Here is a 13,074-nt window from a genome sequence, read left to right as displayed (position 1 = left end):
AATTCTATATTATAAATAGAACGAAATAAAAATATGAATTTACATGAATATCAAGCTAAACAACTGTTTTCAGAATTCGGTTTATCTATCCCTGAAGGTTATGTATGTGATACACCTCAAAAGGCTTTAGAATCTGCAGGTCGTATTGTTACTAAAAAGAAAGTTGTTAAATGTCAAGTCCATTCTGGTGGTCGGGGTAAGGCTGGCGCCGTAAAAATATGCGATAGTAAAGATGCCGTTAAAAAATTTTCTGAAAATTGGTTAGGGAAAAGGCTTTTAACTTACCAAACGGATTCTAAAGGGCAACCTGTAGAAAAAATTTTAGTTGAAGAATCCATTAATATTATTAGTGAGTTTTATTTAGGTGCTATTATCGATCGTGTTAGTTGTAGTATTGTTTTTATGGTATCGACTGAAGGTGGTGTTCAAATCGAAGAGATTGCAAAAAACACTCCACACCTAATTCATAAAGTATCTATTAATCCTTTTTTAGGACCTCAAGAATATCAAGGACGTGAATTAGCTTTTAAACTTTCTTTTAGAAAAAAAGAAGCAAGCCAATTTGTTAAGATATTTATCAGTCTTGTAGATATGTTTATTCAATATGATCTTTCTTTACTAGAAATTAATCCATTAGTTATTACTAATAATAAAAAATTGCTATGTTTAGATGGAAAAATTAGTTTTGATTCAAACGCTATATATCGTCAGCCTAAATTAAGTAAAATGTATGATGTTTCTCAAGAAAATGAACGTGAAGTATACGCTGCGAAGTTAGGACTTAACTACATACCTCTTAATGGAAATATTGGTTGTTTAGTTAATGGTGCAGGATTAGCTATGGGTACAATGGATATGATTCATTTTCATGGTGCTCAACCTGCTAATTTTCTTGATATAGGTGGTAGTGCAACTAAAGAACGTGTTACAGAAGCCTTTAAAATAATTTTATCTGATATTAATGTTAAAGCAATATTAGTCAATATTTTTGGTGGTATAGTTTGTTGCGATCTAGTTGCTGATGGGATTGTTAATGCAGTTAAAGAAATAGGTATAGATTTACCAGTGGTTGTACGTCTTGAAGGAAACAATTCAAGTTTAGGAGCTAAAAAACTTAGAAATAGTACTTTAAAACTCATTGTAGCAAACTCTTTAAGTGAAGCTGCAAAGAAAGTAATTTCAGTATCAGGGATAAATGATGTCTATCTTAATAAATAAAGATACCAAGGTAATTTGCCAGGGTTTTACTGGAAATCAAGGTACTTTCCATTCAAAACGCGCTATTCTTTATGGGACTAAGATGGTTGCTGGTGTTTCACCTGGAAAAGGTGGTCAGATTCACTTATCTCTTCCTGTATTTAATACGGTACGCGAAGCAGTAGATGTAACTGGTGCAACTGTCTCTGTTATTTATGTACCGGCTCCTTTTTGTAAAGATGCAATTTTTGAAGCTATTAATGCGAATATTAAGTTAATTGTCACAATAACTGAAGGTATTCCAACTATTGATTTAGTAAAAGTAAAATTGTGCTTAAAGCAAGCTGGAGTATTGATGATCGGCCCAAATTGTCCAGGTATTATTACACCAGGTGAATGCATGATTGGTATTATGCCAGGAGATATTCATAAATCAGGGAAAGTAGGTATTGTATCTCGCTCAGGTACATTAACTTACGAAGCAGTTAAGCAAATCACTGATGAAGGTTTTGGACAATCAACCTGTGTAGGTATAGGTGGAGATCCAGTTCCAGGTTCAGATTTTGTCGATGTTTTAAAACTTTTTAATGAAGATATTAAGACTGAAGCAATTGTTATGGTTGGTGAAATTGGAGGTACTGCTGAGGAAGAAGCTGCTATTTTCATAAAAAGGTATATCAAAAAGCCTGTGATTGCGTATATAGCAGGGATAACAGCTCCTTCTGGGAAACGTATGGGTCATGCTGGTGCTATTATATCTGGAAATAAAGGGACAGCTAAAGTAAAGATTGAAGCACTTAGAAATGCCGGTGTAACGACGGTTGATATTTTATCTAATATAGGAAAAGTTTTACGTAATGTTACTGGTTGGTAAGTAGATTTTCATTCATTTGAATAATTTTAATATATTTTTCATTTTAATTAGCAGCCATTTATTATTTAGGTAGAATTGGCCAGCCTCCAAGGTTCTTCCATTTATTAACGATTTTGCAAAAAAGTTCAGCAGTTTTTTGACTATCGTATAATGCTGAATGTGCTTTCTTATTATCAAATTCGATACCAGAAGCTTTACATGCTTGGGCAAGTATAGTTTGACCATAGGCTAATCCACTTAACGTAGCAGTATCAAAAGTTGTAAATGGATGAAAGGGAATTCTTTTTAGGTTGCAACGTTTACTAGCTTCTATAATAAAACTCAGATCAAATGCTGCATTATGAGCTACTATAATTGTTCTTTTACAATCAGCTAATTTTTGTTCTTTTCGAATGATTTTATATATTTTTCTTAATGCTTCCATTTCAGTTATAGCACCTCGCAATGGACTAAATGGATCACGAATCCCATTAAATTCTAATGCAAGTGGTTCAATATTAGCAGATTTAAATGGTTGAATATGATAATGTGTAGTGGAGGAGAATCGTAAATTACCATGATTATCCATTCTCAATGTAACTGCACATATCTCTAATAAAGCATCAGTTTTAGCATTAAAACCAGCAGTTTCAATATCTATTACAACTGGGAAATACCCACGAAACCTGTTTTTTAAAGCTAAATCATTATTTTCTTTAATCATATTAATTTTTAAGTTTTTAAGTTATATATGAAAAATAAACACTATTATTACAGATAATAAGATTAATCAAAAGCTTATCACATTAAGAAATAAAAATAATACATGTCAGCATTATTTTTATTAGACCAAATATTGTTATATAACTTACATTCAATAAGAATTCCTATATGCATAAGAAAATAATCAATACTTTTATGGTAAATATATTAGTTTCATTCATTGCTAATTCTTCAGATAGGATCTATGTAGCTACACCTGAAGAATCAACTTGGGAAGTGATTGTTAATACCCCTTTAGAGTGTCGTCTAAAACATTCTATACCTAATTATGCTCATGCTGAGTTTTCATCTAAAGCAGATAAAAAAAGCAACATCCATCTTGAATTAAAAATGTTTAAACCAATACAAAAAATCAGTAATGTTCATTTAGTCTCTATTCCTCCTTCTTGGTACCCTAGCAATAATAGTGGAAAACATATCGCAAATATAAAATTTTTTAAGCACTTTGATGCTTATCTTTCTGGAAGAATTGTATCAATAATTTTGTCAGAGTTAGAGAAAGGATACTATCCTACTTTTAGTTATTATCAAGATTGGCAGAAAAATTATAATGAACGTACAGAGTTTGCTTTATCTTCAGTCTCATTCCAAAAAACATATAGTGTATTCATGAATTGTATCACTAATTTACTTCCATATAATTTTGAAGATATTTCATTTGTTATTTTACACTACATTCAAGATACTTTAGAACTAAACGAAGAATCACAAAAACATTTAGATAAAATAGCAAAATATATTCGTTATTATCAGGATATTAAATTAATATCTATATCCTCATATACTGATGCTGGAGATAGTAAAAAAGAAAGCCAGCATCTAACTGAACAAAGAGCGACTGCGCTCAAAAATTATTTTCAAGAATTAGGTTTATCAGATAGTAAGATTTATGTGCAAGCCTATGGGAAGCGACGTCCTATTGCAAATAATTCTTCTTTAATAGGTAGAAACAAAAATGAAAGAATAGTTCTTTCTTTAAGAAGATAAGGTAGGATAGTGTTAGTTAATTCAAATTTATCAGTTCATTATGTTGTTATATCTTATTCCACTTTTTTATTTTGAATTAATTCGATTGCATAACCATCAGGATCTTGAATAAAAGCGATTTGGATTGTCCCACCTTTGACTGGTCCTGGTTCTCGGGTAACTTTTATACCTAAATTTTTTATGTTTTCACAAAAATTATAAATATTATCAACACCAATTGCAATATGACCAAATCCAGAACCTATTTCGTATTGAGTAGTGTTTTCCCAATTATATGTAAGTTCAATCATTGTTTCTGTTAGTTCCTTGTTAAAACCAAGAAATGCTAATGTATATTTATATTCTTTATTTTCATTAACACTCAATAAATTCATACCTATAATCTTTGTATAAAAATCGATTGATTTATCTAAATCATGCACTCGTAACATAGTATGTAAAATTCGACTATTTGACATAAATTTAATTCCTAATAATTGTTTTTTCCTTAAATTCACATAAATCTTCGATGATACACTGATTACATAATGGATTGCGAGCTTTGCATATATACCTCCCGTGCAAAACCAACCAATGGTGAACATTAATCTGAAAAATTTTAGGTACAACTTTTAGTAATTTTTCTTCAACAATTCGAGCTGTCTTTCCTATAGCAAATTTACTCCGATTACAAACTCGATAAATATGTGTATCAACAGCAATTGTTGTCCAACCAAATATGATATTCAGTATAACATTAGCTGTTTTTCTTCCGACTCCAGGAAGGGATTCTAATATTTCTCGACTTTCAGGAACTTGACTATTATATTTTCTAAATAAAATATCACATGTTTTAATAATATGTTTAGCTTTTGAGTTAAATAATCCTATAGTTCGTATATGCTGTTTGAGACGGTCTAATCCTAAATTCAATAAGGATTCTGGAGTATTAGCTATAGAGTAAAGTCTACTAGTAACTTTATTCACGCTTTTATCTGTTGTCTGAGCAGATAACAGAACAGCAATAAGCAATTCAAAAGGACTATTCCAGTTTAATTCCGTTTTTGGATCGGGGTTGTTTTTTTGAAATCTATTTAATATTTTAGTTCGTTTTATGTTGTTCATATTACTTAATTTTATTTGAAATTCTAGTATTTATTTCCTAAATTTAGTTTCGGTTCTTCTGTATATTCTTATCTAGTATGTTTTTACAGGCAATTAAAAATCCTAAACTGATAAATGCTCCTGGAGGTAGCAATACTAATAAAAAATTAGTATCAAAATCAAACAATCTAATGCAAATAATACTTGCCCATTTACCTAGCAATAAATTTGCATCACTAAATATAGTCCCTTTGCCTAGAATTTCTCTGATAGCACCTAGTAGTGAAAGGGAAATAGTCATACCTATTCCTATACCAAAAGCATCTTTAAGAGATAATATAATTCTATTTTTTGATGCAAATGCTTCAGCTCGACCAATAATAATACAATTAGTAACAATTAAAGGAATAAATATTCCTAGAGATGTATAAAGTTCATGAGCATAAGCATTTATTAATAATTGAACACAACTAACTAATGATGAAATCACCATAACAAAAATAGGAATACGTATTTCTTTTAGAATATATTTACGCATTGAAGATATAATCATGCTGGAAAAGATCAAAACGAACAATGTAGCAATTCCTAACCCGAGTGAATTGGTTACTGTTGTAGAAATAGCGAGTAATGGGCATAATCCAAGTAGTTGTACTAACGCTGGATTATTATTCCAAATACCGTTTTTAATTGGATTAGTTTCATGATATACCATATGAACCTCCGCAATTAAATGGTTGATTAAACAAATTTTCTTTATTTTGATCAAGATATAGTGCTGCGTTTTTAACTGCCTTAATTACTGCTCTAGATGTTATTGTAGCACCAACAACTTCATCAAAATGAATTTTATTACCTTTCCCTATTTTCCAACTCCATAAATTTGCCTTATTTACTTTCTTTCCTGTAAAGTTTAATATCCAATTTGTAACATGCAAATCAATTTTATCACCAAGTCCTGGTGTTTCTTGATGAGATAAAACACGAATACCTGTAATAGTGCCATCTACTTTTACAGCTACAATAATATTTATTTTACCGTTATAACCATCTGGTGCTACAGCCTCTATCGTTAAAGCGGTTGGTTGACCTTTTAATGTTGCTAAATAGGCAGGAACCATGTCATTTGTACCTAGTAAAGGGTCCATAACGAAAGTGCAGGAATCATATAAATTATTATCATATAATTCAGAAGGAATAATTTGATTTAGTGTGGATAATAATTCTTCTTTAACTCGTTGTTCAATAGGATGTTTAGTTAGATATTGAGTTATAACAACTAAACCTGTAGATAAAAAAGCAAAAAAAGCTAAAGTTAAACTACTTTTACGAATTATTGTTAACATAGTTTTATTGACCATATGTACGAGGTTGTGTATAGTGATCAAGTAATGGAACACACATGTTAGCTAACAAAACTGAAAATGCTATACTATCAGGAAATCCACCAAAACTTCGAATAATAAATGTCATTATCCCTATAAATGCCCCGAATATAATTCGACCTTTAACTGTTGTTGAAGCTGATACAGGATCGGTTGCAATAAAAAATGCACCTAGCATAGTTGCTCCAGATAATAAGTGAAACATTGAAGATGCAGTTTTATCTGGAGTAATTATCATAAATAATTCACTAATTATTATTAAACTTATCAAAAAACTAATTGGAATATGCCAGCTAATTACACGTAATTTAAGTAATAGTAATCCGGAAAGTAAATACGTAAGGTTAATTAATTTCCAGGAACTAGTAAATAAAGGATCTAATTTCAATTGTTCAAGAATTTCATTAATAGTATTCCCAATATGCAAAGAAGTCCTAAATGCATCTAATGGTGTTGCCATTGTCAGACCATCGACTCCTACTCGGAGTTGTTGTAATGATAATCCATCAGTATTAAAACCAGAAAAAATTAAGAAAAATGAATCTATAAATGAAATAGGATCAATCTTTAATTTGCCTGCTTCAATCCAACTAGTCATTTGAATAGGAAAAGAAACCAATAAAATTACATAAGCTATCATAGCAGGATTGAATAAATTTTCTCCAATACCACCATATAAATGTTTTGCAATAACTACAGCAAATATAAGACCAATAAATACTATCCACCAAGGTGATAAAGGAGGGATAGAAATAGCAAGAATCCAAGCTGTAACAAGTACACTATTGTCTCTAAGAGCTGTTTTTGGATGACGTTTTCTTAGCAATATTACAAAAATCTCTAATAATATAGAGATAATAATTGAGAAACACAGTTGTATTATTGTCCCCCATCCAAAAAAGTAAGTTTGTGCAACTAAACCTGGAAACAAACAAATAATTACTAACTGCATTAATTTTGTTGTGCTTCTTTTGTTATGATCATATGGAGAACTAGACATTAAAAGTGGCACGATTTGTATCCTTAGAATTAGATTTTCATTTTTGATTGCGTATTGATTCCCTTATTAGGGATATTATCTATTTGATTTAGTTTATTCTTTTTATTGACACGCTCGATAGCAGCTAAAATAGCATGTTTATTACTAACAAGTTGTTTCTTATGTTTTTCTCTTAGTTTTTTGAGATGTTTTTCTTTCTCTTGCTTTTCTAGTTTCATTCGAGTATTTTTCGATTCAAAACGTTTTTTAGCACGTTGAGCAGATTTCATTTCAATTTCACAAGTATAAATTTCTGATTTAGCTTGACGATAATATTGAACTAATGGAATTTTACTTGGACAAACATAAGCACATGCACCACATTCAATACAGTCTGTTAAGTTAAATTCCTTGCATTTTTCAAACTGTTTTGCCTTAGCATACCATTGAAGTTGTTGTGGCAATAAGGAAGCAGGGCATACATTTGAACAATAACCACAACGAATACAAGGCATTTCATGTAAAGGAGAAACTACTTCATTACTTTTTGGTATAAAAATACAATTTGTTGTTTTTGTTATTGGAATGCTTGTATTTGGTATACTAAATCCCATCATTGATCCACCTAATATTAAATGTTCAAATTGTTTATTAGTTCTAGAAGAAAATTCATTTAAAAGTGCCTCAATTGGAGTTCCAATTAATGTCCATATATTTAAAGTTTCTTTAAATATTTTCCCCGCTAGTGTTACAACACGAGCAATTAATGGTTCACCATCACAAATAGCCCTTTTAATAGCATAAATAGAGCTAATATTTTGTACTAGGATCCCAATATCGATTGGTATTTTACCACTTGGAACTTCCATATTAGTGAGAATTTTAATTAATTGTTTTTCTCCACCAGAAGGGTATTTAGTAGGAATAACTCGAATAATTATTTCTTTGTTTTTAGTAGCTTGAATTAGAGAATTAATCGCCTCTGGTTTATCATCTTCGATAGCAATCACTATCAGTTTTGGTTTAAGAATATAGTCAATAACTTCAATGCCTTGAATTATCTCATTAATATGATTTTGTATTAATGAATCATCTGCAGTAATGTAAGGTTCACATTCTGCTGCATTAATAATTAAAATATTGATTTTTTTAAGTGAAGAATAAACTTTCGTTGAAGTTGGAAATCCTGCACCTCCCATTCCAATAATTCCAGCTTGCTTAATACGTTCGATCAATTTAATTGGTGATTTTAGAGAAAAATCCTCTAAAGGTTGGAGAGGATACCATTCATCGTTTCCATCAGGTTCAATAATAATACATTGTTCAGTTAATCCAGAAGGATGAGCAATAATACGTGGCTCAATAGCTACAATCATACCAGATGTTGTTGAATGAATAGGAATGCAAGAAGCACGATTATTATAACATTTTATTAAGGGTTCTCCTTTAAGAACATGTTCTCCTATTTTTGGAATTATGGTATTAGGCAGACTAGTATATGACCTTATAGGTAACACTATCTCTCTGGGTATTTTAGCATACATTAAAGTTTTTTTTCTAGGATGAGCTTTATTTTTGGGGAAAGAAATTCCACCAGGAAAATCCCATAATTTACCAGATTTTATCTTCTGTATTAATGATGACATGACAATTTCTAATTCTCTATATTATTTTAGATTTTGAAGAAATAGAACTGCTAACATTCACAATTGGAATACTATCAAATTTCCATTTCCAAGTTGCTGTAGTTATTTCTATTGGAAGCATTTCTATGCAATCAGTTGGACATGGAGAAACACAAAGATTGCATCCAGTACATTCATTTTTTATCACTGTATGTACTGTTTTAATGCCACCAACAATTGCATCTACTGGACAAGCTTTTAAACATTTGGTACAGCCAATACACATATCTTCATGTATAAATGCTACCGTTTTAGGCACTTCTCCAAAATTTTTTACTCCTTCTTTTATTTCGATGCCCATGAGTTCTGAAAGCCTACTAATAGCAATATCCCCTCCTGGAACGCATTTATCAATTTCTTCTCCATTAATAATTGCTTCTGCATATGGTTTACATCCAGGATAACCACATTGAGCACATTGAGTTTGCGGTAAAATATTTTCAATTTGTTCAATAATAGGAATAGGTTCTCCTTGAAAATATTTGGAAGCAAAACCTAGAATAGCACCAAATATAGCAGAGAGAACCACAATAGAAATTATAGCTAGTAAAGTTAAATTCATTATTAATCAATCACACTAATCCAGTAAACCCCATAAAAATTGCTGACATTAATCCAGCTGTAATCATTGCAATAGAAGCACCTTTAAATGGTAAAGGAACATCTGAATAGGAAATTCTTTCACGCATTGAAGAGAATAGTATTAATGCTAAAGAGAATCCAATAGAAGCAGAAAATCCATAAATAATAGATTCGGTAAAATTATGATTTGAATTGACATTTAGTAACGCAACTCCCAATACAGCACAATTAGTAGTAATTAGTGGAAGAAATATTCCTAGTAATCGATAAAGAGTTGGACTTATTTTTTGAAGTAGAATTTCAGTAAATTGAACAAGTACTGCGATAACCAGAATAAAGCTCATAGTGCGTAAGTATCTAATATCAAGCGGTACTAAAAGATATCTTTCAACTAGATATGCACACATTGATGATAATGTTAGAACAAATGTAGTGGCAAGTCCCATACCAACAGCAGTCTCTAATTTTCTAGAGATTCCCATAAAAGGACACAATCCTAAAAACTTTGATAATACAAAGTTATTTACCAGAACAGTACTTAAGAACAATAAAAAATATCCGGTCATAATCATACAATCAGAAATTACAGGTACTGTATTATCCTTCCTTGCTTAAATAATACAACCTAAAATATAGGACTTTCATTGATTTAACTCTAAATAAAATGTTTAAATATTTTACTTTTCTACATTAACCCAGTTTTTATATATTGTAATATAAAATACTATTTGTAAGCTTAATTATCCACAAAAATTGTGCATAACTGTGTTAATGAACTTTAAGAAATTTTTAAAAAAGCACTTTTTAATTCTGTAAGTATTTATGAAATATATGAATATGAGAATAAAAAATAGTAAGTTTAAATTATGAAAAAATATGTACACTTAGATTTTATTGGAAAATAAAACTTGTCAATTTGAAGTAAAAAAATAAATATGTCTTTCTTATATTAAAAAAAGTTGACCCTACAAAGATCTATAGTACCATTAACTTTATAAAATTGAAAAAATTGACAAAAATTCTGAACAATAGTTTTTTAATCTATTTAATCTATTCTCGAAAGTTATGGAGTAAAAATTAAATATTGATAAAACTAAAATAATTAGAGAAATTAGATTGATATACTTTATTTTATTATTAATATTAATAAGTAGGATAATCAAATTCTTAACCAGAATATTTTTTCTTTGACTAAATTAATTTTGAAAGATAGCATTTGTTTCCTTATTTTTAAGATATTAGATGTAAATAGTCTAGTAGTCTCTTCAGATTTAGGTGCTTCTTTCTAGTTAACATATAAAAGTTACTTTTAAAAGACATCTTTTCTTTTTATAAGCTTAATAAATATAATAAAGGGTGATCAGATTATGGCAGTACAAAAAAACCGCAAAACGCGATCTAAACGTGGAATGCGTCGTTCTCATGACGCTCTTGTTGAGCCTACATTTTCTTTAGATGCAACATCAGAGGAGCTTCACTTACGTCATAATGTCACATCTGAAGGTTATTATCGTGGTAAAAAGGTTATTAATAAGTAATTATATTTTTTGCAAAATATAATTGTTGCACTCGATGCAATGGGTGGAGATTTTGGTCCTCAGGTTACGGTACCAGCTGCCCTACGGTCATTGCTACTTTTTCCTGAACTCAAGGTGATATTAACAGGTGATCAGACTGCTATCACCTCTAAATTGTCTCTTCTTGTTGGTTGTGGAACGTATCCGAGATTGAGTATTAAACATAGCGACAAGGTTATTTCTGACTCAGAAAAACCTTCTTTAGCATTGCGTCATGGTTCTGAAAGCTCTATGGCTATGGCTGTCGATTTAGTTGCTAATGATTTTGCTAATGCTTGCATTAGTGCCGGTAATACCGGTGCTTTGGTGGCTATTTCTCGTTTTAAATTAAAATTGTTACCTGGACTTGAACAACCAGCTTTAATTTCTACATTGCCAACTGCACTGGGAAATAAAACCTGGATGCTTGATTTAGGTGCTAATGTATCTAGTAGCCCAGATTCTATTTTTCAATTTGCCTTAATGGGTAGTATTTTGGCTGAACAACATTTAGGTCGATTACCAAGAGTAGCACTTTTAAATATTGGATCAGAGAAGATAAAAGGGAACCATCTTGTCAAACATGCTGCTAAGATGTTATATCAAAATAAATTAGTAAATTTTATTGGTTATATAGAAGGTAACCAGTTATTGTATGATGCTGCAGACGTAATAGTGTGTGATGGATTTTTGGGTAATATTTGTCTTAAAGTATGTGAAGGGACTGCTCAACTATTTATGGATAAGTTAAAGTTAACTCTAGTTGGATCATCATTGAGGACTTGGATTGCAAAAAAAATATTTTCTGGTTTATTTGCTGAATTACAAACTTTAAATCCCGATCAGTATAATGGTGCCAGCTTACTAGGATTGAATGGTGTAGTCATAAAAAGTCATGGAGGTGCTAATGTATTAGCAATAGTTAATGCCATTACTGAAGCAGTATATGAGGTTAGACAAAAAGTGTCTACTCATATTACTGATCGTTTAAAATCAGTTTTATGTGAGAGGCATTATTAGTCTTCATGTATAGTAAAATTTTAGGTACTGGTTGCTATCTTCCATCCAAAGTTCGAACAAATGCTGATTTAGAAAAAATGGTAGATACAAGCGATGAATGGATTTTCTCTAGGACGGGTATTAAGGAACGTCGTATTTCAGCAGAGAATGAAACTGTATCTGATATGGCCTTCCTAGCTGCAGAAAAGGCCATATCTATGTCAGGTATTGATAAAAGTGATATTGATTTAATTATTGTTGCAACTACTACTGGTAGCCATAGATTTCCATCATCAGCTTGCCAAGTTCAAAATAAATTAGGTATTCAAGTTTGTCCAGCTTTTGATTTATCAGCTGCTTGTTCTGGGTTTATATATGGTTTATCTGTTGCTGATCAACATATTAAATCTGGAATGTATAAAACTATCCTAGTTATTGGTGCAGACGCATTATCTAAGAGTTGTAATCCTGCTGATCGTTCAACTGTTATTTTATTCGGTGATGCTGCCGGTGCAGTTATTATTTCTGCAAGCGAAGAGCCAGGTATTTTATCTACACATTTATATTCAGATGGAAAATTTGAAAACTTATTAAGTCTGAAGGTTCCTGCACACAGTACCACTTCAAGTGAGTGGTTGCATATGGAAGGTAGTGAAGTGTTTAGAGTAGCAGTGACTTATTTATCGAAGTTAGTTCAAGATACCTTAGCTGCTAATTCTATACATAAATCTGAATTAGATTGGTTAATTCCACATCAGGCCAATTATCGAATTATTTTAGCAACAGCTAAAAAACTTTCAATGTCATTAGAGCAAGTAGTCCTTACTTTAGATAGACATGGAAATACATCTGCAGCAACAATACCCACTGCACTTGATGAAGCTGTTAGAGATGGACGTATAAAGCGTGGTCAGATACTGTTGCTTGAAGCATTTGGTGCTGGATTCACTTGGGGTTCAGCTTTAGTCAAGTTTTAAAAATTGTA

At 30.9% G+C, this 13,074-nt stretch carries 15 protein-coding genes; 6 read left to right on the top strand and 9 right to left on the bottom strand.

Translation table 11 applies throughout. The features are described from left to right. Positions 1–33: 33 nt before the first annotated feature. Together sucC and sucD are read left to right on the top strand one after the other, a co-directional pair. Complete coding sequence (sucC, locus tag O1U_RS00510) at positions 34–1,218, top strand: ADP-forming succinate--CoA ligase subunit beta (protein WP_016503459.1); 1,185 nt, start codon at positions 34–36, stop codon at positions 1,216–1,218. Beyond that, entirely contained in the window at positions 1,199–2,071 is an 873-nt protein-coding gene (sucD, locus tag O1U_RS00505) for a succinate--CoA ligase subunit alpha (protein ID WP_016503458.1), read from the top strand. The genes sucC and sucD overlap by 20 nt, the downstream gene beginning before the upstream one ends. Positions 2,072–2,132: 61 nt before the next feature. Here sucD and rnt read toward each other — a convergent pair whose 3' ends face one another. Continuing rightward, entirely contained in the window at positions 2,133–2,774 is a 642-nt protein-coding gene (gene rnt, locus O1U_RS00500) for a ribonuclease T (RefSeq protein ID WP_016503457.1), read from the bottom strand. 167 nt (positions 2,775–2,941) lie between these two features. Here rnt and O1U_RS00495 point away from each other — a divergent pair, with 167 nt between their 5' ends. Beyond that, on the top strand, positions 2,942–3,820 hold the full coding sequence (locus O1U_RS00495) for a flagellar protein MotY (RefSeq protein ID WP_016503456.1): 879 nt from the start codon (positions 2,942–2,944) through the stop codon (positions 3,818–3,820). Positions 3,821–3,873: 53 nt separating this feature from the next. Here O1U_RS00495 and gloA read toward each other — a convergent pair whose 3' ends face one another. Genes gloA through rsxA form a run of 8 tightly spaced genes read right to left on the bottom strand, consistent with a single transcriptional unit; the run spans position 3,874 to position 10,100 of the window. After that, the gene (gene gloA / locus O1U_RS00490; protein ID WP_016503455.1) at positions 3,874–4,278 is read right to left on the bottom strand and encodes a lactoylglutathione lyase; all 405 of its coding nucleotides are present in this window, start codon (positions 4,276–4,278) and stop codon (positions 3,874–3,876) included. A 4-nt stretch (positions 4,279–4,282) separates the two neighbouring features. Further along, positions 4,283–4,924 (bottom strand): endonuclease III, encoded by a 642-nt coding sequence (nth, locus tag O1U_RS00485; protein WP_016503454.1) that lies wholly within the window; start codon positions 4,922–4,924, stop codon positions 4,283–4,285. A 43-nt stretch (positions 4,925–4,967) separates the two neighbouring features. Then, on the bottom strand, positions 4,968–5,618 hold the full coding sequence (locus tag O1U_RS00480; RefSeq protein ID WP_016503453.1) for an electron transport complex subunit E: 651 nt from the start codon (positions 5,616–5,618) through the stop codon (positions 4,968–4,970). Next, the gene (rsxG, locus tag O1U_RS00475) at positions 5,605–6,249 is read right to left on the bottom strand and encodes an electron transport complex subunit RsxG (protein ID WP_016503452.1); all 645 of its coding nucleotides are present in this window, start codon (positions 6,247–6,249) and stop codon (positions 5,605–5,607) included. Before rsxG ends, O1U_RS00480 begins: the two co-directional genes overlap by 14 nt. 4 nt (positions 6,250–6,253) lie before the next feature. Continuing rightward, positions 6,254–7,300: an electron transport complex subunit RsxD gene (gene rsxD, locus O1U_RS00470; RefSeq protein WP_102031370.1), complete on the bottom strand. Its 1,047-nt coding sequence runs from the start codon at positions 7,298–7,300 to the stop codon at positions 6,254–6,256. A 17-nt stretch (positions 7,301–7,317) separates the two neighbouring features. Then, positions 7,318–8,913, bottom strand: coding sequence for an electron transport complex subunit RsxC (gene rsxC, locus O1U_RS00465; RefSeq protein WP_016503450.1), 1,596 nt, complete (start codon positions 8,911–8,913; stop codon positions 7,318–7,320). 16 nt (positions 8,914–8,929) lie between these two features. Further along, positions 8,930–9,514 carry an electron transport complex subunit RsxB gene (rsxB, locus tag O1U_RS00460; protein ID WP_016503449.1) on the bottom strand — a complete coding sequence of 195 codons (585 nt, stop codon included), beginning with the start codon at positions 9,512–9,514 and terminating at the stop codon, positions 8,930–8,932. 10 nt (positions 9,515–9,524) lie between these two features. Continuing rightward, on the bottom strand, positions 9,525–10,100 hold the full coding sequence (gene rsxA, locus O1U_RS00455) for an electron transport complex subunit RsxA (protein WP_016503448.1): 576 nt from the start codon (positions 10,098–10,100) through the stop codon (positions 9,525–9,527). Positions 10,101–10,901: 801 nt separating this feature from the next. Here rsxA and rpmF point away from each other — a divergent pair. From rpmF to O1U_RS00440, 3 genes are read left to right on the top strand one after another with little or no spacing between them, the layout of a single operon-like run. Then, a complete protein-coding gene (gene rpmF, locus O1U_RS00450; protein ID WP_034411412.1) occupies positions 10,902–11,072 on the top strand; it encodes a 50S ribosomal protein L32 in 171 nt (56 codons plus the stop codon). Between the two features lie 9 nt (positions 11,073–11,081). After that, on the top strand, positions 11,082–12,110 hold the full coding sequence (plsX, locus tag O1U_RS00445) for a phosphate acyltransferase PlsX (RefSeq protein WP_016503446.1): 1,029 nt from the start codon (positions 11,082–11,084) through the stop codon (positions 12,108–12,110). A 5-nt stretch (positions 12,111–12,115) separates the two neighbouring features. Then, positions 12,116–13,066, top strand: a complete 951-nt coding sequence (locus O1U_RS00440; RefSeq protein WP_016503445.1) for a beta-ketoacyl-ACP synthase III — start codon at positions 12,116–12,118, stop codon at positions 13,064–13,066. Positions 13,067–13,074: the final 8 nt, after the last annotated feature.

Origin of the sequence: Candidatus Photodesmus katoptron Akat1 (genome assembly GCF_000478685.1) — a bacterium.
GTDB classification, from domain to species: domain Bacteria; phylum Pseudomonadota; class Gammaproteobacteria; order Enterobacterales; family Vibrionaceae; genus Vibrio; species Vibrio anomalopis.
The sequence above is the reverse complement of the archived record's forward strand: the minus strand, read 5'-3'. Positions and strand labels throughout refer to the sequence as shown.

What these genes read in the sequence shown, in the direction of transcription:
- nth (WP_016503454.1), bottom strand. Translation starts at nt 4,924, where the DNA reads ATGAACAACATAAAACGAACTAAAATATTAAATAGATTTCAAAAAAAC.
- rsxG (WP_016503452.1), bottom strand. Translation starts at nt 6,249, where the DNA reads ATGTTAACAATAATTCGTAAAAGTAGTTTAACTTTAGCTTTTTTTGCT.
- O1U_RS00480 (WP_016503453.1), bottom strand. Translation starts at nt 5,618, where the DNA reads ATGGTATATCATGAAACTAATCCAATTAAAAACGGTATTTGGAATAAT.
- sucC (WP_016503459.1), top strand. Translation starts at nt 34, where the DNA reads ATGAATTTACATGAATATCAAGCTAAACAACTGTTTTCAGAATTCGGT.
- sucD (WP_016503458.1), top strand. Translation starts at nt 1,199, where the DNA reads ATGTCTATCTTAATAAATAAAGATACCAAGGTAATTTGCCAGGGTTTT.
- rpmF (WP_034411412.1), top strand. Translation starts at nt 10,902, where the DNA reads ATGGCAGTACAAAAAAACCGCAAAACGCGATCTAAACGTGGAATGCGT.
- gloA (WP_016503455.1), bottom strand. Translation starts at nt 4,278, where the DNA reads ATGTCAAATAGTCGAATTTTACATACTATGTTACGAGTGCATGATTTA.
- rsxC (WP_016503450.1), bottom strand. Translation starts at nt 8,913, where the DNA reads ATGTCATCATTAATACAGAAGATAAAATCTGGTAAATTATGGGATTTT.
- rsxB (WP_016503449.1), bottom strand. Translation starts at nt 9,514, where the DNA reads ATGAATTTAACTTTACTAGCTATAATTTCTATTGTGGTTCTCTCTGCT.
- O1U_RS00440 (WP_016503445.1), top strand. Translation starts at nt 12,116, where the DNA reads ATGTATAGTAAAATTTTAGGTACTGGTTGCTATCTTCCATCCAAAGTT.
- O1U_RS00495 (WP_016503456.1), top strand. Translation starts at nt 2,942, where the DNA reads ATGCATAAGAAAATAATCAATACTTTTATGGTAAATATATTAGTTTCA.
- rsxA (WP_016503448.1), bottom strand. Translation starts at nt 10,100, where the DNA reads ATGACCGGATATTTTTTATTGTTCTTAAGTACTGTTCTGGTAAATAAC.
- rnt (WP_016503457.1), bottom strand. Translation starts at nt 2,774, where the DNA reads ATGATTAAAGAAAATAATGATTTAGCTTTAAAAAACAGGTTTCGTGGG.